Source organism: Vibrio sp. V09_P4A23P171, from assembly GCF_963875615.1.
GTDB classification, from domain to species: Bacteria; Pseudomonadota; Gammaproteobacteria; order Enterobacterales; family Vibrionaceae; genus Vibrio; species Vibrio anguillarum.
In genome coordinates this window covers 134,112-154,674 of the sequence record NZ_CAWNMR010000070.1, presented here as the reverse complement: position 1 = coordinate 154,674, position 20,563 = coordinate 134,112, and the positions used below count along the sequence as shown (strand labels likewise).

Here is a 20,563-nt window from a genome sequence, read left to right as displayed (position 1 = left end):
GAAGTTAAGCCTAGTGATCTTTTTTATAGATGCAGAGCATGCTGAGGTAGCTTTTCACGAGTACACCCATGCTGGCTTCGTCTTGTATGCGATTTGCTTGTACAAACAGTGAGTAGAAGATACCAAGAAAGAGCGTAGCAAGATGTTCTGGTTCATGCCGATCGCACACTTCGCCACGTTCAATGGCTTTGATAAACATATTTTGTACCAAAAGTTGATTAGTACGATTGGTGGAGACAAAAAGTGGCCACACTTCTTCGCGCGTTGAAGCGCTCCATTCAAACCATACTTTTAACCAGTGACAATCTTCAATCACAAGAGAAATCATCTTAGTGGTGATGTTGGTTAAGTTATCTTTCGCATGCAAATCAAGATCAATATTATCTGCGAGGAAGTTTGAAAACTGACGTACAACATGAGTGAGTACGTCGTCGACTAAATCTTCTCGGGTTGGAAAGTAGTTAAAGACAGTAGCGACTGAAACTTGGGCGATTTCAGCAATATCTGCGTGGCCACCTCGGCCTATTCCCCGTGTAGCAAACACTTCAAGGGCGATTTCCATCAGTTGAAGTTTGCGTTTTTGTGGTGATAAGCGAGTTCTGGGGCGTTTTTCTATCGATGTTTCCATGAGTTGTTAATCCTTGCCAATGACTGTTGAATTGAGCTTTTCGCTCTAATGATTATTTTGTTAGTTGCTTTAAAGCTTTATGAGTGTACTGCTGCATATGGTTGAGGTCAACGTTTCGAGTTTGTTTTTTGTGCGATTGTGTTAAATCTTATCGGATTCAACGTGTTTTATTGTGTGTTTTATTGATGTGACGTATGTGCTGTGAAGGTGTTCGCGGCAGCGTAGGAGCTTTTTTTCATCATATCCAGAGTTTTGCTAATTATTTAACTATCCTGTGTGGCAGTGGTACTATACGCGCCAAGCTAGTTACGCGACGCCATCATTAAACTGCGATGATCGTAGCGTGTCGCATCACCCGAAAAGAGAACAGTATGAAACATACAGTTGAAGTGATGATTTCTGAGCAAGTGGTTCAGGAACGAATTCGTGAATTAGGCAAACAAATCACAGAGCATTACCAAGGTAGTGAAGATCTGGTACTGGTGGGCTTGTTGCGCGGCTCATTTGTCTTCATGGCAGACTTAGCTCGCGCGATCGACTTAGTTCATCAAGTCGATTTTATGACCGCGTCAAGCTATGGCAACACGATGCAAAGCTCACGTGATGTGCGCATTCTGAAAGATCTGGATGATGACATTAAAGGTAAAGATGTGTTGCTGGTAGAAGACATTATTGATACGGGTAATACACTAAATAAAGTAAAAGAAATTTTGTCTTTACGTGAACCTAAATCCATTCACATTTGTACTTTACTGGATAAGCCTTCACGCCGTGAAGTACCTGTAGAGGTCAAGTGGATCGGTTTTGAAATCCCAGATGAATTTGTCGTGGGCGTAGGTATCGACTACGCGCAAAAATATCGTCACCTACCTTACATTGGTAAAGTTGTGCCGCAAGCGTAATTTTGCCAGCGATAATAGAATGCCCACTAAATAGTGGGCATTCTGTATTTTTAACTACAGTTTTAACGGCAATTAACACGCTGTTATCGACACAGCAAGTTATGTTGCGCATTAAGAATTTTTTCCATCGCTTTTTGATAGGTGTCGTTGACTCGCTCACGTGAATCGCAGCGAACGCCTAAGTATTCCAAACGTCCGTCTTCAATACCGTAGACCACGCCATGCAGCTCGACATCTTGGCCGCGCTCCCATGCGTTTTGCAGTACGGTTGAGTTACCTAAATTATACACTTGCTCGGCAACGTTGATTTCGCACAATTTGTCGGCTTTATCTTGTTCTGGCATTGCATCTAAGTAGGTACGGTGCTTAAGGTATAAGTCACGCACGTGCAGTAACCAGTTGTTGATTAAGCCCAGCGGTGGGTTATCAATCGCTGCGTTGACGCCACCGCAGTCATAGTGCCCACAGATGATGATGTGCTTGACCTTCAGTACGTCAACCGCGTACTGCACCACAGAAAGGCAGTTAAGGTCAGTGTGAATCACTTGGTTTGCAACGTTGCGGTGTACAAACAGCTCACCAGAATAAAGCCCAGTCAAACGCTCGGCCGGAACTCGGCTATCAGAACAACCAATCCATAGAAAATCTGGGTCTTGCCCGCGAGCGAGTTTTGCAAAGTACTCAGGACGTTCAGCCTTAATCGATTCAGACCAACGTGAGTTATTTTCAAAAAGCTGTTTCAGTTCTGGCATCTCACTTCCCTTAAAAATAGTTCAATCGCATCAATGGTAATGCGCAAGAATAGGCCTGACTATACACAATGTTACAATTCTGTTCTCTTATAAAATGACAAAACACTCACTCATCTGACGAGTTTTCCTAGTAAAAAAATTAAACTGCTTCCATCGCTATTTGGATGGTCAACAGAGAATCAATCACATGTAAAATAATGGTTAATTATTAGAATGATGATTTGTTAGAGTGAGACAACCTATTTTGAGTATGAGGAAAAGCATTGTGTTTAGAGGCCGTTTTGCCGATATCGACCTAAAAGGTGACGTCTTTGGTGGCGTCACGACCGCGATTATTTCACTGCCACTTGCCTTGGCTTTTGGTGTGGCGTCTGGTGCGGGTGCAGAAGCAGGGCTTTGGGGAGCAATATTGGTGGGGCTGTTTGCTGCCTTGTTTGGTGGTTCATCTACATTAATTTCTGAACCCACAGGGCCAATGACGGTCATTATGACGGCCATTTTAACCAGCATGGTGGCGCGTTATCCTGAAACGGGGCTTGCAGTTAGCTTCACGGTTGTCATGATGGCAGGCGCTTTTCAGATTGTACTTGGCACTTTAAAACTCGGGAAATACATCACCTTAATGCCCTATAGCGTGATCTCTGGCTTTATGTCAGGAATCGGGGTTATTTTGATTATCCTGCAGTTATCACCGCTGCTTGGTCAGGCGGCTCCCGCTGGGGGAGTGATGGGAACGTTAACCGCGTTGCCCGAGATCATTAGCCAGATGAAGTTCAGTGAGCTCTTTCTTGGTTTGTTAACCTTAGGCATTTTATTTTTTCTCCCGGCTCAATATCGCAAACAAGTGCCCGTTCAATTGGTCGCTTTAGTCGGCGTGACGCTTGTTTCGGTACTGTTATTTGATAGCGATGAGATCCGCCGTATTGGTGTGATCCCTGCTGGCTTACCCTCTTTTGTTATTCCAACCTTTAATGCCGAGATGTTCACCACCATGGTGATTGACGCTTTAGTACTCGGTACGCTCGGCTGCATTGATACTTTGCTCACCGCGGTAATTGGCGATTCTCTAACGCGTAAAGAGCATGATTCCGATAAAGAACTGCGAGGGCAAGGGCTGGCTAATATGATCGCGGGTTTATTGGGTGCGTTGCCAGGTGCAGGTGCAACCATGGGTACGGTGACCAATATTCAGGTCGGCGCGCGTTCTCCTCTGTCTGGTGTAGTTCGTGCCTTAGTATTAGCCTTAGTGGTGTTGGTGGCGGGAGGCTTAACCGAACCGATTCCAATGGCTGTATTGGCAGGGATTGCGGTGTATGTTGGTTTTAATATTCTTGATTGGAGCTTTATCCAACGCGCGCATAAAGTGAGTGTGCAGGGGATGGCCATCATGTATGGTGTGATGCTGTTAACTGTCTTTGTCGATTTGATTGTTGCGGTTGGCTTGGGCGTTTTTATCTCAAATATTTTGATCATAGAACGCTTGAGCCGCGAGCAAGCTCGCCAAGTGAAAGCCATTAGTGATGCTGATGAAAACGATGTGCCATTGACTGACAGCGAACGAGCTTTATTGGATAAAGCCAATGGTAAGGTGCTGTTTTTTTATCTCTCAGGGCCGATGATTTTTAGTGTATCTAAAGCGATCGCTCGCCAGCACAATCACATCAGTGACTATGAAGCGATGATTTTAGATCTTACTGATGTACCTATGATTGATGTGACGGTTGGGCTTGCTTTAGAAAACGCGATTAATGATGCCTTAGATGCCCACTGCGCGGTCTACTTACTTTGCCCAAATGTGCACACCAAACAGCAACTGGAAAAGTTTCATATTTTGGATCTGGTGCCAACCGAGCAGACTTTTTCGTTTCGTTATGAAGCGCTCAATGCTGCGGTTAAGCAGGTAGCCCAAAATCGTTAAGCGTTAAGGTTGTGCAAGAATGAATTACGCAGATCGCTGGATCTGCGTTTTTTTATTTTATCAATTTCTAATATTGGGTTGAAAAACGCGAGCCTTAGCAGCACATTGGATAGGTTAACATCACAAAGAGTGATCCGTGGAATGTACGCATTAGAAATAGAACAATTACGAAAAACTTACGCTGGTGGGTTTGAGGCCCTAAAAGGGGTGAGTTTACAGGTTGAAAAAGGCGATTTTTACGCACTGCTTGGGCCCAATGGGGCCGGGAAATCAACCACCATTGGCATTATCTCTTCGCTGGTCAATAAAACCTCTGGCACCGTTAAAGTGTTTGGTTTTGATATTGACAAAGATCTTGAACTGGCCAAGCAACATATTGGTTTAGTACCGCAGGAGTTTAACTTCAACCAGTTTGAAACGGTTGAACAAATTGTGTTGCAGCAAGCTGGTTATTACGGCGTGACGAAAGCGTTAGCGAAAGAGAGGGCAGAGAAGTACCTCTCAAAACTCGATTTGTGGGAAAAACGTAAAGAGCGTGCACGTAATCTTTCTGGTGGTATGAAACGCCGTTTGATGATTGCTCGAGCCTTAATGCATGAGCCTAAGTTGCTGATTTTAGATGAACCTACCGCCGGTGTGGATATTGAACTGCGCCGCTCGATGTGGGAGTTCTTAACTGAGATTAACGCGCAAGGGATCACCATTATCTTAACCACGCACTATTTAGAAGAAGCGGAGATGCTGTGCCGCAATATCGGCATTATTAACCGAGGTGAGCTTATTGAAAATACCTCGATGAAGGATTTGCTGGCCAAATTACAGCTCGAAACTTTTATTTTAGATATCGCAGAGAATTCTCCGCCAGCACCACAACTCAGTGGTGTGATCTCGCAAACCATGCTCAACGGTTCGTTACAAATTGAGTTGGAGAAAACGAAAGGGCTAAATTCAGTCTTTTCACAGTTAACAGAACAGGGAATTACGGTGCTTTCGATGCGCAACAAAGCGAACCGCCTTGAAGAGCTGTTTGTCAGCATCGTTCAACAGCAAAGCCGAGGATAATCATGATGTATCGTTTATATTGGACGGCTTTTTGCAGTTTGCTGACTAAAGAAATCAACCGCTTTACGCGTATTTGGGTGCAAACCTTAGTACCACCAGCCATCACCATGACGCTCTATTTCATTATTTTTGGCAACCTAATTGGTTCGCGTATTGGCCAGATGAACGGCTTTAGCTATATGGAATATATTGTCCCGGGCTTAATCATGATGTCGGTGATCACTAACTCATACTCGAACGTCGCCTCTTCTTTCTTTAGTGCGAAGTTTCAGAAAAACATCGAAGAGTTGTTAGTTGCGCCTGTACCTAACTACGTCATTATCGCCGGATTTGTGATGGGCGGGGTAGTGCGTGGCTTGCTGGTGGGTACGATAGTGACCCTTGTGTCGCTGTTCTTTGTTGATCTCAAGGTCGATCATTGGGGGATTATTGCGGCGACGGTTTTTCTCACCTCTGTTGTGTTCGCTTTAGGCGGCATGATTAACGCCATTTTTGCTAAAACCTTTGATGACATTTCGATTATTCCTACCTTTGTATTGACGCCATTAACCTACTTAGGTGGGGTATTTTATTCGATCAGCCTATTGCCTGACTTTTGGCAAGCGGTATCGAAAATCAACCCAATCGTCTACATGGTTAATGCCTTCCGTTACGGTTTTCTTGGTGTGTCGGATGTGGGAATTGTTACCTCGTTCAGTGTGCTTGGTATTTTTGTAGTGGCCCTGTATGGGGTTGCGCATTATCTGGTTTCGCGTGGTATTGGGTTAAGGACTTAATAGAGCCTCCCCCTTTTAGGGGGAGGCTAGGAGGGGGTTCACCCCACCCTAACCCTCCCCTTGAAGGGGAGGGAATTAGTTTTGTGAGCGTTGGGAGTAAGCTATTTATGATGATAGATGTGGTTTGCTAAAACCGTGTGGCCCCATTTTCTCGCCCATAAGTACGTGTCTGTAGATAGCCGAATTTTGCCCTGAAAATCGCTCTGAAGGCTGTTTTTGACAGTTAACTCGCCCGTTTAACATAATGGGAATAATAAACACCATAATATATTCACGGACAAAAAAGTAAGCTCTCGGTAAAGAGATTTGCTGACGTATGTTAGAACTTAACGTTTAGTCCTACGAAGACAGCATCGGACTCGAAATCGTTGGCTAAGAAAAATTTACGGTATTCGACATTAAAGCCGACCGTGTTGAAGGCAACTACTTCGGCCCCAAGTCCATAATATGGGTTGAAACCCTTGTGCGATTCGGTTCTCTCTGCCTGACCCGTAGGGGTGAAGGTTTTCTCAACGTTTGAGTAGTTTGCACCACCTAGCGCATAAAGATTAAAAAACGGAATAGGAGAAAGGCTGGCTTTGAGGCCAAGGTAGCCTGTTGAATAATTTACTTGCTGTTTGGTTTGGCCAAAAGTGGTGGAAATAATATTGTTGGTCATACCATCGACTCCTGCATAACCAATCTCTGTAGAGAAATTAGGGTGAAACTGGTAAGAATAGTCAATTTTTCCCGCGAAGCCTGAATCATCCCAATCATTTGGCCCTTCGGTACCACCGTAACCAATCCCAACGCCAATTTGATGGTTTACCGCGTAGGCGCTAGAAGAAATAAGCAATAACAATGTTAAGAAAGGTATTTTCATAGTGATTTTTGTTCAATACTAAATAAGTAGTTATCTACATTTATAATAGATATAGCTGTTATGCACATTGTGTTTTGTTTTATTTTTGAACTAAATTGGCAAAAAACTAGATTTGATATGTTGATTTAACATAATTGTACTCAATGTTTATTGTCATTTCATAAATCTTAGCGGTAGTAACTAACCTCAAAAATGATCAAATTTTAACTCTCTAATCGCTATAGGTAGCTTGAAAAAGGCACATTTCCAATCAAACTATATTGTTCTCCGATAATCGCGTTAACCTCAGTTAAATAACGATACAAAAAAGGTCGCTCCTTATGGGCGACCTTTTAAATATATGGTTTTGAAGTGAAAATGAGTCATCACTTGAAATAGCAATTACTCTTCTTCAGGGTCCGCTTTCGTTTCGGCGCTAAATTCCAACACTTGGTTGTCGATTAAGCGTACTTTACCCAGAAATGCAGACACTAAGATCACCGCTTGTGTGGTCTCATTCGAGATCAGTTGCAGCGTTTTGGCATCGCGAATAAACAGCTCATCAGGGTGCAGACCTGCGGCGCGCAGTTGATCACTGGCATCTTCAATGATCGAGGCGTAATCGTCGCGGCCACCACGCAGTGCACTGCTTATCCAACGCATGGTACGAGCAAGGACAGGCGCACGTTGGCGTTCATCTAACGTCAGCAGCCCGTTACGTGAACTCATCGCCAAGCCATCCATTTCACGGACGGTAGGGACGCCGACAATCTCGATATCCATACAAAGATCGCTGACCATTTGACGGATCACCGCTAACTGTTGAAAATCTTTTTCACCAAAACAGGCAACATTCGGCTGCACTATGTTGAACAGCTTAGCGACTATGGTTGCAACGCCACGGAAATGCCCTGGTCTTGATGCGCCTTCTAGCATATGAGAAAGCCCCGGTACTTCAACAAAGGTCTGTTTTTCTAATCCTTGCGGGTACATTATTTCTGGGGTTGGTGTAAAGACCAAATCAACCGCTTCCGCGTTGAGTTTGCTTAAGTCTTCATCCAGTGTTCTCGGGTAGTTATTTAAGTCATCCGCGCGGTCAAATTGCATCGGGTTAACAAAAATACTGACCACGACCACATTGCCCTCTTCACGTGCTTTACGCACTAGGGTTAAGTGGCCTTCATGTAAATTGCCCATGGTCGGTACAAAAGCGACTCGGCGGCCTTCACGCTTATACTGTTTGATCTGCTCGCGAAGAGCTGAAATGTCAGCAAAAGTTTGCATGAATATCTCCTTTAGGCGATGGTATGAGCGTCATCAGGGAAAGCGGCACTTTCTACATCTGCGATGTATTTTGCGACGGCTTTACGCATATCCCCTGTTTCAGCAAGAAAGTTTTTCGAGAATTTTGGCATGTAATTCGCCGAAATTCCGAACATATCGTGCATTACTAGAATTTGTCCATCGGTCACGTTACCTGCGCCAATGCCAATCACTGGCACATCAAGCACTTCGGTAATTCGCGCTGCTAGGCTGGCCGGTACACACTCTAATAACACAATTTGTGCGCCCGCTTCTTGGAGCGCCAACGCGTCTTTGACCATTCGGTCTGCTTTTTCTTGGTCGCGGCCTTGTACTTTATAGCCACCAAAAATATTGACCGATTGTGGTGTTAAACCAAGGTGTGCGCAAACCGGAACCGCGCGTTCAGTCAGCATTTTCACCGTCTCGACCAGCCAATCACCACCTTCGATTTTGACCATATTTGCACCCGCTTGCATCAATTTAGCGGCGCTTTCACAGGCTTGTTGTGGTGTGGCATAGCTCATAAAAGGCATATCAGCCATCAATAAACAGTTAGGGCTACCAGCACGCACGCTGCGTGTGTGGTAGGCAATCTCTTCGACGGTGACGGGTAGGGTATCTGTGTGACCTTGTAGCACCATGCCCAGAGAATCGCCCACTAATAATACAGGCATCTCTTGGCTTTCAAAAAGCTGAGCAAAGCTTGCGTCATACGCGGTGACGGTTGCAAATTTACGACCTTGTTGTTTCCATTGGATCAGATCGTTTATGGTGATTTTTTTCATTAAATGTCCTTACGAGGCGCTGGCGAGTGCCAAATACCGAGCCCGTTACGTTCGACGAGCGGTAACAGTTGATTAAGCTCAGTCCCATCAGGGAGTTGTAAACTTGGTGCAATTTCGGCGAGCGGATAGAGCACGAATTCACGTACTTTCATTCCGTAGTGAGGAATGGTCAATCGCTCGGAATCGATCACCTCATTGCCGTAAAGAAGAATATCCAGATCGAGTGTTCTTGGCCCCCAACGTTCTTCTTTGCGAACACGCCCCTGTTCTAACTCGATGCTTTGGGTACAATCGAGCAGTTCAAGTGGCGTTAAATCGGTTTCTATCGCAACCACCGCATTGATGTAATCGGGCTGGTTTTGTGGCCCCATCGGTGTACTACTGTACAAGGATGAGGCGCTTAAAAATCGAGAGTGTGGCAAACATTTCAAGGCTTCAATGGCCTGCTTAGCTTGCGCGATTGGGTCGCCTAAATTACTGCCAACAGCAATATAAACGAGAATCATGATTCTGGGCGGCTCTTTTTATTACGTGGGCTTCTGCGGCGGCGTACATTCGGCTTGTTACTTGCGCCACTTTCCAAATCATTTGCCATCGCTTGGCGCATATCCCGCCCGGCGCTTTCAAAGGTTGTCCACCAGTCAGCCAGCTTCTTCGTCTCTCCGCCTTCGATCTCGCCACGCATTTGTAGAAAATCAAAACCCGCTCGGAATTTGTTGAGCTCCATAAGGCGGAAGGCTCGTTTCCCATTGCGACGTGGTAAGCGCAACTGCAATTGCCAAATTTCGCGAATTGTCGCGGTATGACGACGAGGTATCGCAAGGGTTTTCACCACTTGGTCAAGGATGAGGTTACTCGCTTCCATGACGGCGTCGTAATAGGCGAAATTACGCTGCTGCATTAACGCATCAGCCAGTTTCACCGTCGGGTACCAGAACATGGCAGCAAACATGAAGGCTGGGTTGATGCGTTTACCTTCTTCAATACGCAGGTCGGTTGAATCTAAGACCAGATCCAACATCTGTTCTGTGTGCGAGTCGTAGTCTGGAGTGAACTCTTGAGCTATCACAGGGAACAACTGCTGGAACAGGTTGTACTCACGCATTAAGTGGTAGGTTTCTAAACCGTGGCCAGTTTGCAGCATCTTTAGCGATTCTTCGTACAAACGTGCCGCAGGAATATCTTGCAGTAAAGGAGCAAGATGTTCGATTGGGTCGGCTGTTTCTTCTTCGATATCGAAATCGAGCTTGGCCGCAAAACGAATCGCACGCAACATGCGCACTGGGTCTTCACGGTAGCGCGTTTCAGGATCGCCAATTAAGCGGATGAGCTTATCTTCTAAGTCGTCCATGCCGCCAGCATAATCATGAATGCTGTAATCACCGATGTTGTAATACATGGCGTTAATCGTAAAGTCCCGGCGTTCTGCATCTTCATCAATGGTGCCGTAGACGTTATCACGCAGCAGCATACCCGCTTCAGATTGTGCTGAGACGTTTTGGCTCGGTTCTTGATGGTGTCCACGGAAAGTCGCCACTTCCACTACGTCGCGGCCAAACATGATGTGCGCTAAGCGAAAGCGACGGCCGATCAAGCGGCAGTTTCGAAACTGTTGGCGTATTTGCTCTGGTGTTGCATTAGTGGCGATATCAAAATCTTTTGGTGTCTCACCTAATAGTAGGTCGCGTACTCCACCACCGACTAAATAGGCGTCAAAACCTGCGCCATGAAGTCGGTATAGCACCTTGAGCGCATTATCGCTGATTTGCTTGCGCGAAATATTGTGTTCATCACGAGTGATAATATTTAGAGCTAAGTCTTGGTAAACGCGATTTTCGCGTGGTGTATAGTCGTTTTTATTCATGTGCATCTGGCAATAATTGGTTTTTGCCAACCTTGCTTTTGTTATTTAAAGTGCCCGTTCGGGACGATTTTGCGGCTAATCATAGCGTAAGGATAGCCTTTTGAGAATCACGGTGTGATCTCGATCTCCCGAGGGAGTTGTTCAACGTGCCAATTCTGACTGCCCCAAAAGATAATTTCATCGATGGAAGCGTCGCTAATCTCTTGTTTTATCTCAAACCCTAAAAAGCGCATTGCCTTAAGCAAGGTAGGTTTAGGATTTTGAATATCAATGGCTGTGGCATGATTCTGTTTGGATAATTTATTGCCATTACCATCCATCGCGAGCGGCAGGTGAAGGTAGCTTACCGGAGTTTTATGTAAGCAATGATACAAGCTGATTTGTCGTCCTGTTGGTTCAATTAAATCGGCTCCCCGCACCACTTCCGTCACTCCTTGATTGATATCATCGAGCACTACGGCAAGATTATAAGCAAATAAACCGTCACGTCGCTTAATGATGAAGTCTTCCTGTGCTAATGCTTTAGGAATGTGAATTTCGCCATGTTTTTGGTCGAAAAATGACTCTACCGGTGTATCAACACGCAACCTAACCGCGCAATCTTCGGTTAATGTTGGTTTTTTATAGCGGCATGTACCGGGATAAAAGCCACCCATCTGTTTAATTTGTTTACGCGTGCAATCACAATAATAGGCTTGCCCTGATTCAAGCCAAGCCTCAATTTGATCTTGGTATAAAATGTGGCGCTGGCTTTGATAAACTACCTCGCCATCCCAATGCAAACCATAGGCTTCGATGGCTTGAAGTATCAGGGTGGAGGCTCCTGGCATTTCCCTTGGCGGATCTAAATCTTCGATGCGAACCAACCACTTACCTTGCTGTGATTTTGCTTGAAAGTAGCTGCCAAGTGCAGCGATCAAAGAACCAAAATGAAGTGGGCCTGAAGGTGATGGGGCAAATCGGCCAATATAGTGCATTGCGATTCATCCAAGTTACAAGTTATTTGGGTATCGAGTGAAAACAAAAAGGGAGCTTTAGCTCCCTTTTTTAACACAAACAAAAGGTAAGATTAACCTTGCATCTGTTTTTCTTTAAGTTCGGCTAGCGTTTTGCAGTCAATGCAAAGGTCCGCTGTTGGTCGAGCTTCTAAGCGACGAACGCCGATTTCCACGCCACAAGATTCACAAAAACCAAAATCATCTTCTTCAATTTTGCTTAATGTTTTTTCAATTTTCTTGATCAAGCGACGTTCACGGTCACGGTTACGCAATTCCAAGCTGAATTCTTCTTCTTGAGAAGCGCGATCAACGGGATCGGGAAAGTTTGCGGCTTCATCTTGCATATGGTGAACGGTACGCTCAACTTCTTCACGAAGTTGGTTGCGCCAAGCACTTAAAATTTTTGTAAAGTGAGCTATTTGCTCAGGTGACATATACTCTTCACCTGGCTTTTCCTGATACGGCTCAACACCTGCAATGGCTAGGATGCCTATCGCTTTTTTCTTTAATTCCGGCATGCAGCATCTCCTACTAACACCTAGTCAACTGCGCGAGCAGCTAATTTTAGGCGGGTATCTATAGCAAAAAGATCTATAGGAGGCAAACACTCAATCGTAAACTTATTGTCAATGTGAAGGCGCCATCAATTTTTTGTCACTAATGGGCGAATTCTACAGTGTTAACGAGCTTGATTTCATTCCTTGAAAGTACAGCCTTGTAGCACAGTACTTCCACCCCTTCTTTTTGCGCTTGTTTCAATAATAGTGAATAGTTTGCGTCTATATGGAGTGCAGGCGAGACTTTTTCAATCCCTGAATGCAAAACAGCAAACAAAAGTACTGCTCTGCTTCCACTTTTTGCCATTTCCGTTAATTCACGCAAATGCTTTTGTCCACGCGTTGTAACGGCATCGGGGAAATAACCTTGTCCTGAATTGCAGGCGACATCGTCGTGTGGAGAGTAACGCTCATCCAATAAGGTGACGCTTTTCACTTCTATATAGCACGTCGGTTTAGAGGGTGATTTGAGCAAGATATCAATTCGGCTATTTTCTTGGCCGTAGCGCACTTCAGTTTGTAATTGCTCATATCCTTGCAGCTCTTTGATGATGCCGTTTTGAATCGCTTCTACTGCCAGCGTATTCGCCCGAGCCGTGTTGATGCAAATGCAGTGGCCTTGCTGGGTTTCAGCCAGCTCCCAACTGTGTGGGTATTTACGTTTAGGGTTGTCTGAGGTGGAGAACCAGACACGATTACCCGCCTCGGCGCAGCCCGTCATCGCGCCAGTATTGGCGCAGTGAATAGTCTCTTGTTGACCATCGGCAAACTCAATGTCGGCCAAAAAACGCTTGTAGCGTTTGAGTAAGGTCGCGGATCGAAGTGGAGGATTGAACTGCATTTATCTACTGTTTTTATGTACAATGTTGCCGCCATTTAACCATAAGGATTGCACATTGTCACAATTGCCCATTCAAGCTGTGATGCCCGATCTGCTGGCGGGAGTACAAGCTCACCCACAGATGATTGTCAAAGCCGCTCCCGGTGCGGGTAAGTCGACCCATTTCCCGTTACAGCTATTAAAAGAGCAATTATTCACGGGTAAGATCATCATGCTTGAACCGCGTCGTTTGGCGGCGCGCAGTATTGCTTGCTATTTAGCGCAGCAATTAGGTGAGAGTGTTGGGCAAACCGTCGGCTATCGTATGCGTGGTGAGAGTAAAGTCAGCGCAGCGACGCAGCTTGAAATTGTGACAGAAGGGATCATGACACGTATGATCCAAACCGATCCTGAGCTAAGCGGAATCGATCTCTTGATCTTCGATGAGTATCACGAGCGGAGTATTCACGCGGATACGGCTCTCGCACTCAGTTTGGAAGTGCAATCAGCGCTGCGAGAAGATCTTAAAATCGTCGTAATGTCAGCAACCTTAGATCAACTGGCACTGCAGTCATTATTACCCCAAGCGCTTTATGTGCAATCTGAAGGTCGAGCTTATCCAGTTGAAGTGCGCTATGCACCGCTGCGAGCCAATGATTATCTTGTGCCGACGATGAGCAAACAGATTGAAGGCTTGATGCGAGCTGAAAGTGGCTCTCTGCTGGCATTTTTACCTGGCGTTTCAGCCATTAAACAGCTTGAACAGCAGCTCGCACACTTAGCCGATGAGTTTGATATTTGTCCTTTATACGGGCAGTTGAGTCTACAAGCGCAGCAAAAAGCGATTGCGCCTGCAGTAGCTGGCAAACGAAAAATTGTGCTAGCGACCAATATTGCCGAAACATCGCTGACCATTGAGGGGATACGCTTAGTGGTGGATGCAGGGCTAGAGCGGATAGCGAAGTTTGATCTTAAAACGGGCATCACTCGTTTAGAGCAAGTGAAAATTGCCCAGTCATCGGCGCAGCAACGCACGGGGCGCGCCGGACGTCTAGAATCTGGCATCTGTTTGCGTCTTTACAGCGAAGCACAATATAAGCAGCAACCCCAAGTGCCGAGCGCGGAAATATTGCACAGTGACTTAGCGCCTTTGGCGATGGAGCTTGCGCAGTGGGGTGTGGTGTCGGTCAACGATTTGCCTTGGCTGGATACTCCACCACCAGCATCGATGCAGCAAGCTTGGAGTCTATTGCATACACTTGGTTTGATGGACAGCAAACAGCAGCTCAGCGCATTGGGTAAAAAAGCGCAGTCACTTGGTGTGGAACCAAGGCTGGTGAGTATGCTGCTCAAAGCCCATAAAACGAGTGATTCAATGCTAAATACGGCGCTCGCTGTGACCGCTTTATTGGAAGAGCCTGAGCGTAATGTGCTGGATTTACAACATAGCTTAATGCGTTGGCAGCAAGCGACTCACCCTAAAACACAAAACCTACATCAGCGTGCCACGACGCTTGCGCGCGCACTCGGTGGCCAATTTCAGCTAACACAAGTAGATGAATCATTGTTGGCGTTGGTGCTGAGTTTGGCTTTTCCCGATCGCATTGCCCAGCGTCGCAGCGAGTCGCAACGGGGGCAGTTCTTACTGGCGAATGGTCACGGCGCGCAAATGCGTGACGATGAACGCCTCGCGGGCGCGCACTATTTAGTGGTGGTGGATTTAATGCGCAGCGGCTCACAAGCGAGCCAAATCTTTGTTGCGACAGAGTTGGATATTGATGCACTGCAAGCCCATTTCCCAGAGCTATTTAGTACACAAGAACGAGTCGATTGGGATGAGAAAGCGGGGAAACTGTGCGCGGAAAGGCTAACCCTGTGCGGTAAATTGGTTATTGAGCGTGAAGCGCTGCCAGAGCCTGCTCATGAAAAAATGACGCAAGCCTTGCTCAATTATGTCCGTCGCAAGGGGTTATCGGTATTACAGTGGAGCGAAGCGGCGAGCGCTTTATTAACGCGCATGCGTTGCGCTGCGCAATGGCTACCGGAAGCGGCATGGCCTGCTGTCGAGGAACAAGCGCTGCTTGATGATCTTGAAATTTGGTTAGCCCCCTATTTAGTCGGAGTAAAATCGGTCAAAGCGTTAGCGAAAGTACCGCTTTTTGATGCGCTCAATGCCTATTTAGGTTGGCCATTAAACCAAGAGATTGATCGCTGGCTTCCAACTCACCACCCGCTACCCACAGGTAATCGAGCCGCCATTCGTTATCAACTGGGCGCGGAGCCGATGCTGTCGGTTCGTATGCAGGAGATGTTTGGCGAGCAAGATTCCCCCACCATCGCTCAAGGGCGTAAAAAAGTGGTAATGGAACTGCTCTCACCTGCGCAGCGGCCTTTGCAGGTAACTCAAGATCTCGCCGGTTTCTGGCAGGGCGCTTATAAAGAAGTACAAAAAGAGATGAAAGGGCGTTACCCAAAACACGTTTGGCCTGATGATCCTGCCAACCACATAGCGACGACGAAAACTAAGCGGCAATTAGCACAATGACAACCCAGAAAAAGCCTACGGGCATTCAAAAAAATAGCGTAAAAAAACCTTCACGTCGCCCGGCCAAGAAGCCTTCACCGCCACGCAAAGCATGGTGGAAAATTGTGTGGGGTATTGGCTGGAAACTGAGCCTTGCACTGGCTGCGGTGCTGTTGTTTGTTGGTATTTACCTAAATAGCGTGGTCAAACAACGCTTCGAAGGCCAGCTTTTTGATTTACCGACCGTCGTGTATGCGCGCATTTTGAATTTAGCTCCCGGTGATGACATCCCGCTGCAAGAGCTGCGCAATGAGCTTGATGTACTCAACTATCGCAAAGTGAACCAACCACGCTATGCTGGCGAGTACTCTTCATCATCAAGCAAAATTGAGATCATCCGCCGCCCTTTTGAGTTTGCCGATGGCCCTGAGCCTGACCGCCATGTGATGCTCCATTTTAATGACAGCGGTTTAGTTCGTATCCAATCTCTTGAGCAAAAAGGGGATTTGGGTTACTTGCGTATTGAGCCCAAAATGCTCGGCATGCTTGAAAAAGGCAACGATGAGCAGCGGCTATTTTTACGTCGTGATCAGTTTCCTGAAGTGATGGTGGATGCGTTGCTTGCGACCGAAGATCGCTATTTTTATCAACATGATGGCATCTCTCCATTTGCGATTGCCCGTGCTTTAGTGGCCAACATTAAGGCTGGGCGCACCGTGCAAGGCGGCAGCACGTTAACTCAACAGCTGGCAAAAAATATTTTCTTATCTAGCGATCGAACCTTATGGCGTAAAGTGCGTGAAGCTTATATGGCGCTCATTATCGACTATCGCTACAGTAAAGATCGCATTTTAGAAGCCTACCTAAATGAGGTCTATTTAGGGCAAAGTGGCGGTGAGGCGATTCACGGTTTCGGCCTCGCCTCACGGCTTTATTTCGGTCAACCATTACAAGAATTGCGCATTGATCAATTAGCGTTGTTGGTGGGCATGGTTAAAGGGCCTTCTTATTATAACCCTGCGCGTTACCCTGAACGTGCTAAAGAGCGTCGCGACTTGGTTTTAAAGCTGATGATGCAGCAAGATATTTTGACGGCTAAACAGTTTGAACAAGCGGCCAGTCGACCGTTAGATGTGCAAAAGCATCCTCACATTGCCAGCCGGCAACCCGCGTATTTTCAGCAGTTAAAAATTGAACTGAAAGAGAAAGTGGGCGAGATCTTCAAAGCGGATACTGGCTTGCGCGTTTTTACCTCGCTCGATCCTGTTTCGCAAGCCAAATTGGAGCTGGCGATTGATCGACAAATTCCAGTGCTTTCCAAAACGGCGGGGAAAAACTTAGAAGCCGCAGCAATCGCTGTTGATCGAACCAGTGGTGAAATCCGTGCCATGGTTGGCGGTAAACAGACCGGTTATGACGGCTTTAACCGCGCTTTAAATGCAAGCCGTCCTATCGGCTCGTTAGTCAAACCAGCGGTCTATCTCACCGCACTCGCACAGCCAGATAAATACAACTTAGCCACCACGCTTATCGATAAACCCATCACACTCAAAGGGAACAAAGGCGAAGTGTGGTCACCGCGCAATTTTGATCGTCAGTTCCGTGGTGAAGTGCCGCTGTATCTCGCGTTAGCTAAATCACTTAATGTGCCTACGGTACAATTGGGCATGCAGCTTGGGATTGAACAAGTTTCTGACACTTTAGTGCGGCTCGGTGTCAACAAAGAGGAGATCCGTCCTGTACCGTCGATGTTTCTTGGCGCGTTCTCTCTGACGCCTTATCAAGTGGCGCAGATGTACCAAACCTTAACCAACTCGGGTAAAAAAGCGCCCTTATCGGCGCTGCGCTCGGTACTGGATTTAGAGGGCAATGTGCTCTATCAATCAATTCCCAAAGTATCCCAAGCCGTTGAGCAGCAAGCGGCGTGGCTTACAACTTATGCGATGAAGCGAGGAGTACTTGAAGGGACCGGGCGCTATCTCAATAACCAGTTCGCTTGGGCGGCATTGGCGGGGAAAACTGGTACCACTAACGATAGCCGCGACAGTTGGTTTGTCGGGGTGGATGGTCGTGAAGTCACCACGGTTTGGCTTGGCCGCGATGATAATCAGCCGATCAAACTTACGGGTTCGAGTGGTGCATTACGGGTGTACGCGGAATATTTACAACATCGGATCCCAGAAAAATTACTTCTTCCTTGGCCGCAAGGCATTACTACGATTGGCTTTAAAACCAGTGCCGAGGGTGAATTAATCCAAGATTGTCACAACGAATTTAAACTGCCCATGTGGGATAAAAACGGCGCATTGAAACAGAGCTGTGATAAACAACCAGGACAATGGTTAAAAAATCTCTTTCAGTGGTAGCTGGGGGAGTTTATATTAAATTGATTTCAAAGGGATTTAAGGAAGAGTCGTGAAACAGTTTTTAAGTAACTTATTGTTCTTGGTATTCATGTTTCCTGCGACTTTCGCGGTGGCTGATGAGCCACAAGCTGAAAAACCTATGCTGGACAGTGCTGCGCGCCCCAAAGTTGCCGTCGTTCTTGCGGGAGGAGGGGCAAAAGGTGCAGCGCACATTGGCGTTCTCAAAGCGCTGGAAGAGATGCGCATCCCCGTTGATTTCATTACTGGTACCAGCATGGGCGCTTATGTGGGCGGCCTCTATGCCAGTGGTATGAGCGCCGATGAAATTGAAAGTTTAATTTACAGCGTGGATTGGAATGAAGGTTATCGTGACCGGGTCAACCGCAGCCAACGTCGTGTTCGGGATAAAGAGTACGAAGACCGCTATCAACTGACCACCGACCTTGGACTGCGTTGGGGGGAGATCCGCGCACCACGCGGTGTGGTGCAAGGGCAGAATATGTTGCGTATTTTGCGAGAAACGTCGGGCAATCTCTCTGAATTTCAGTCCTTTGATCAACTGCCTATTCCTTATCGCGCGGTAGCCACTGATATCATTGCTCTTGAGGAAGTGGTGCTGGATCGTGGCTATTTAGTGGATGCGATGATGGCGAGTATGTCAGTACCTGGAGCACTGCCACCTTACGAAGTTGATGGTCGTTGGTTAGTCGATGGCGGTGTGACCAATAACATGCCTGTTGATGTTGCACGTGCCTTAGGGGCTGATATTGTTATCGCGATCGATATCAGTACCGATTACAAAAACCAAGAAGCTTTCACCACCTTTTTGACGGTAGCCGATCAGCTTTCCAACTATCTCGTACAAAGAAGCACTCAAAAACAAGCACGTTTATTGAATGAGCGAGATGTATTTTTACGCCCTGATGTCGGCAGTATGGAAACCACTGAATTTGATAAAATGCCTACGGCTTATAGGAAAGGGTACGATATCGCAATGGCGAACCAATCGGTATTGGCTTCGTTGTCATTATCGAGTGCTAGTTATCAACGTTATGTGGAAGCAAAACAAGCTCGCCGCAGGGCTTTAATTTATGGCGATGATGTAAAGGTTGATGAAATCGTACTCAACAACCGCAGTCATTACAGCGATCAATTGTTAAAAAACCGTTTACATTTAAAGACAGGACAACCGCTATCAACCGAGCAGATTGAAGCGACGGTCGAAAATCTCTATGCATTGGATCGCTTTGAGTTAGTGACCTATGAATACCGAGAATTTGAAGGAAAGAACCAACTGGTCATCGATGTAAAAGAGAAATCTTGGGGGCCAAATTACCTCAATTTTCGCTTTTTCTTAGAAGATGATTTTCATACAGATAGTCAATATGCGCTGGGTATCTCTTCCAATTTCACTAACTTAAATTCGTTTGGTTCTGAATTACGTTTCAATCTAGAAATGGGCACCGATAAGATCATCGAAGCGGAGCTTTTTTCTCCTCTGTTCTCAGGGCAAAAAGCGTTTACCTCTGCCTTGGTCACGTTTAGCAATGATAAACGTAATAAGCCAATGCAAGGGTTTGATGACACCAGTCTAGAAGCCAGTAAAGATTATTTACCGATCGCGTATTTAGAATGGATTGGAGAATTGTCGCTTGGTTATCAAGATAAATTATGGCGAGAGTTTAAGATAGGGATCCGCTATACCGATGGGGAGGCCGAAGTCTCAAATTGGCCATCCATGGGAAATATGGATTACACCCGTGCTGGTGTGTTTGCTAACTACCGCATTGATACCTTAGATGACTTCAGCTTGCCTACCCGCGGTGTTTATCTTGATCTTGAGTATCTTGCATCGCACGATAAAGTTTCTGGTGTCTCTTCCGATCTTGAATCAAACGATACGGTGTATGAATTTTCCGGTGAATTGATCGCTGCTTATAGCCTTGGTAGGCATACTTTGGTCGGTAATCTTGATTACGGTGTGGTGCAAAGTAAAAATTCCAGTGAGCCGATAAACCCTAAATCGATTGGTGGTTTCTTAAATTTATCGGGTATCCCTCGTAACAGCTTAATTGGCCAGAACAAAGCGTTCACTAGTTTAGTGTATCGTTATCGCTGGTTTGATAATGACTTTGGCCTGTTCAGTTCCCCATTTTATGTCGGTGCATCAATAGAATACGGCGGTGTATGGTCTGATCCTGATCTAAGCTTTGATACCGCCCCATTATACGGTGCGGGATCGGTGTTTGCCGGTGTTGATTCGCCGATTGGACCGATTATGTTTGCTTATGGTCGAACCGAAGATAATTTTGATTCGATATACTTGAGTATTGGCACTACCTTTTAGCGAGAATTGAGCTGAAAAGTGGGCGGTAAGTGACTCAAAAATCATAGAACTTTAGTCTTAAGTTGCTATGTTGGTCAAAATGATAAGATTTTAATTTAAAGTTAAATTTGCTATTCTT

At 46.1% G+C, this 20,563-nt stretch carries 17 protein-coding genes; 7 read left to right on the top strand and 10 right to left on the bottom strand.

What is annotated here, in order from left to right; all coding sequences use genetic code 11:
- Nucleotides 1–10: 10 nt before the first annotated feature.
- Nucleotides 11–628: a LuxR/HapR/OpaR family quorum-sensing transcriptional regulator gene (locus AACT23_RS16630; protein WP_013857672.1), complete on the bottom strand. Its 618-nt coding sequence runs from the start codon at nucleotides 626–628 to the stop codon at nucleotides 11–13.
- 371 nt (nucleotides 629–999) lie between these two features.
- On the opposite strand from AACT23_RS16630, the gene hpt reads away from it, so the two are divergent.
- Nucleotides 1,000–1,530: a hypoxanthine phosphoribosyltransferase gene (gene hpt, locus AACT23_RS16625; RefSeq protein ID WP_010319544.1), complete on the top strand. Its 531-nt coding sequence runs from the start codon at nucleotides 1,000–1,002 to the stop codon at nucleotides 1,528–1,530.
- Nucleotides 1,531–1,613: 83 nt separating this feature from the next.
- Here hpt and can read toward each other — a convergent pair whose 3' ends face one another.
- Nucleotides 1,614–2,282 (bottom strand): carbonate dehydratase, encoded by a 669-nt coding sequence (gene can / locus AACT23_RS16620; RefSeq protein WP_013857670.1) that lies wholly within the window; start codon nucleotides 2,280–2,282, stop codon nucleotides 1,614–1,616.
- 250 nt (nucleotides 2,283–2,532) lie between these two features.
- Between can and AACT23_RS16615 the strand changes: the two genes are divergently transcribed.
- The 3 genes from AACT23_RS16615 (at nucleotide 2,533) to AACT23_RS16605 (ending at nucleotide 6,038) form a co-directional block, all read left to right on the top strand.
- On the top strand, nucleotides 2,533–4,200 hold the full coding sequence (locus tag AACT23_RS16615; protein WP_094128782.1) for a SulP family inorganic anion transporter: 1,668 nt from the start codon (nucleotides 2,533–2,535) through the stop codon (nucleotides 4,198–4,200).
- 141 nt (nucleotides 4,201–4,341) lie between these two features.
- Complete coding sequence (locus tag AACT23_RS16610; RefSeq protein ID WP_026027559.1) at nucleotides 4,342–5,262, top strand: ABC transporter ATP-binding protein; 921 nt, start codon at nucleotides 4,342–4,344, stop codon at nucleotides 5,260–5,262.
- Nucleotides 5,263–5,267: 5 nt separating this feature from the next.
- Complete coding sequence (locus AACT23_RS16605) at nucleotides 5,268–6,038, top strand: ABC transporter permease (RefSeq protein ID WP_010319547.1); 771 nt, start codon at nucleotides 5,268–5,270, stop codon at nucleotides 6,036–6,038.
- Nucleotides 6,039–6,357: 319 nt separating this feature from the next.
- On the opposite strand, the gene AACT23_RS16600 is transcribed toward AACT23_RS16605, so the two are convergent.
- The 8 genes from AACT23_RS16600 to sfsA all read right to left on the bottom strand — a co-directional run bounded on the left by AACT23_RS16600 (nucleotide 6,358) and on the right by sfsA (nucleotide 13,229).
- Nucleotides 6,358–6,900, bottom strand: coding sequence for an outer membrane beta-barrel protein (locus AACT23_RS16600; protein ID WP_017045880.1), 543 nt, complete (start codon nucleotides 6,898–6,900; stop codon nucleotides 6,358–6,360).
- 381 nt (nucleotides 6,901–7,281) lie between these two features.
- The gene (gene panC, locus AACT23_RS16595; protein WP_094125450.1) at nucleotides 7,282–8,163 is read right to left on the bottom strand and encodes a pantoate--beta-alanine ligase; all 882 of its coding nucleotides are present in this window, start codon (nucleotides 8,161–8,163) and stop codon (nucleotides 7,282–7,284) included.
- Nucleotides 8,164–8,174: 11 nt separating this feature from the next.
- Entirely contained in the window at nucleotides 8,175–8,969 is a 795-nt protein-coding gene (gene panB, locus AACT23_RS16590; protein WP_010319550.1) for a 3-methyl-2-oxobutanoate hydroxymethyltransferase, read from the bottom strand.
- Nucleotides 8,969–9,475 carry a 2-amino-4-hydroxy-6-hydroxymethyldihydropteridine diphosphokinase gene (folK, locus tag AACT23_RS16585; RefSeq protein ID WP_017045879.1) on the bottom strand — a complete coding sequence of 169 codons (507 nt, stop codon included), beginning with the start codon at nucleotides 9,473–9,475 and terminating at the stop codon, nucleotides 8,969–8,971. Before folK ends, panB begins: the two co-directional genes overlap by 1 nt.
- A complete protein-coding gene (pcnB, locus tag AACT23_RS16580) occupies nucleotides 9,472–10,833 on the bottom strand; it encodes a polynucleotide adenylyltransferase PcnB (RefSeq protein WP_026028232.1) in 1,362 nt (453 codons plus the stop codon). Before pcnB ends, folK begins: the two co-directional genes overlap by 4 nt.
- 107 nt (nucleotides 10,834–10,940) lie before the next feature.
- The gene (gluQRS, locus tag AACT23_RS16575) at nucleotides 10,941–11,810 is read right to left on the bottom strand and encodes a tRNA glutamyl-Q(34) synthetase GluQRS (protein ID WP_094128779.1); all 870 of its coding nucleotides are present in this window, start codon (nucleotides 11,808–11,810) and stop codon (nucleotides 10,941–10,943) included.
- Nucleotides 11,811–11,902: 92 nt separating this feature from the next.
- Complete coding sequence (dksA, locus tag AACT23_RS16570) at nucleotides 11,903–12,349, bottom strand: RNA polymerase-binding protein DksA (protein WP_013857662.1); 447 nt, start codon at nucleotides 12,347–12,349, stop codon at nucleotides 11,903–11,905.
- Nucleotides 12,350–12,488: 139 nt separating this feature from the next.
- A complete protein-coding gene (gene sfsA, locus AACT23_RS16565) occupies nucleotides 12,489–13,229 on the bottom strand; it encodes a DNA/RNA nuclease SfsA (RefSeq protein WP_094128776.1) in 741 nt (246 codons plus the stop codon).
- Between the two features lie 55 nt (nucleotides 13,230–13,284).
- Between sfsA and hrpB the strand changes: the two genes are divergently transcribed.
- The 3 genes from hrpB to AACT23_RS16550 all read left to right on the top strand — a co-directional run bounded on the left by hrpB (nucleotide 13,285) and on the right by AACT23_RS16550 (nucleotide 20,445).
- Nucleotides 13,285–15,753 (top strand): ATP-dependent helicase HrpB, encoded by a 2,469-nt coding sequence (gene hrpB / locus AACT23_RS16560; protein WP_094128773.1) that lies wholly within the window; start codon nucleotides 13,285–13,287, stop codon nucleotides 15,751–15,753.
- On the top strand, nucleotides 15,750–18,098 hold the full coding sequence (gene mrcB / locus AACT23_RS16555; protein ID WP_094128770.1) for a penicillin-binding protein 1B: 2,349 nt from the start codon (nucleotides 15,750–15,752) through the stop codon (nucleotides 18,096–18,098). Before hrpB ends, mrcB begins: the two co-directional genes overlap by 4 nt.
- Nucleotides 18,099–18,186: 88 nt before the next feature.
- The gene (locus AACT23_RS16550) at nucleotides 18,187–20,445 is read left to right on the top strand and encodes a patatin-like phospholipase family protein (protein WP_176428666.1); all 2,259 of its coding nucleotides are present in this window, start codon (nucleotides 18,187–18,189) and stop codon (nucleotides 20,443–20,445) included.
- Nucleotides 20,446–20,563 lie beyond the last annotated feature (118 nt).

Excerpts from the sequence above, each read along its gene's own strand:
- AACT23_RS16630 (WP_013857672.1), bottom strand. The coding sequence starts at position 628 with ATGGAAACATCGATAGAAAAACGCCCCAGAACTCGCTTATCACCACAA.
- hpt (WP_010319544.1), top strand. The coding sequence starts at position 1,000 with ATGAAACATACAGTTGAAGTGATGATTTCTGAGCAAGTGGTTCAGGAA.
- can (WP_013857670.1), bottom strand. The coding sequence starts at position 2,282 with ATGCCAGAACTGAAACAGCTTTTTGAAAATAACTCACGTTGGTCTGAA.
- AACT23_RS16615 (WP_094128782.1), top strand. The coding sequence starts at position 2,533 with ATGAGGAAAAGCATTGTGTTTAGAGGCCGTTTTGCCGATATCGACCTA.
- AACT23_RS16610 (WP_026027559.1), top strand. The coding sequence starts at position 4,342 with ATGTACGCATTAGAAATAGAACAATTACGAAAAACTTACGCTGGTGGG.
- AACT23_RS16605 (WP_010319547.1), top strand. The coding sequence starts at position 5,268 with ATGTATCGTTTATATTGGACGGCTTTTTGCAGTTTGCTGACTAAAGAA.
- AACT23_RS16600 (WP_017045880.1), bottom strand. The coding sequence starts at position 6,900 with ATGAAAATACCTTTCTTAACATTGTTATTGCTTATTTCTTCTAGCGCC.
- panC (WP_094125450.1), bottom strand. The coding sequence starts at position 8,163 with ATGCAAACTTTTGCTGACATTTCAGCTCTTCGCGAGCAGATCAAACAG.
- panB (WP_010319550.1), bottom strand. The coding sequence starts at position 8,969 with ATGAAAAAAATCACCATAAACGATCTGATCCAATGGAAACAACAAGGT.
- folK (WP_017045879.1), bottom strand. The coding sequence starts at position 9,475 with ATGATTCTCGTTTATATTGCTGTTGGCAGTAATTTAGGCGACCCAATC.
- pcnB (WP_026028232.1), bottom strand. The coding sequence starts at position 10,833 with ATGAATAAAAACGACTATACACCACGCGAAAATCGCGTTTACCAAGAC.
- gluQRS (WP_094128779.1), bottom strand. The coding sequence starts at position 11,810 with ATGCACTATATTGGCCGATTTGCCCCATCACCTTCAGGCCCACTTCAT.
- dksA (WP_013857662.1), bottom strand. The coding sequence starts at position 12,349 with ATGCCGGAATTAAAGAAAAAAGCGATAGGCATCCTAGCCATTGCAGGT.
- sfsA (WP_094128776.1), bottom strand. The coding sequence starts at position 13,229 with ATGCAGTTCAATCCTCCACTTCGATCCGCGACCTTACTCAAACGCTAC.
- mrcB (WP_094128770.1), top strand. The coding sequence starts at position 15,750 with ATGACAACCCAGAAAAAGCCTACGGGCATTCAAAAAAATAGCGTAAAA.
- AACT23_RS16550 (WP_176428666.1), top strand. The coding sequence starts at position 18,187 with ATGTTTCCTGCGACTTTCGCGGTGGCTGATGAGCCACAAGCTGAAAAA.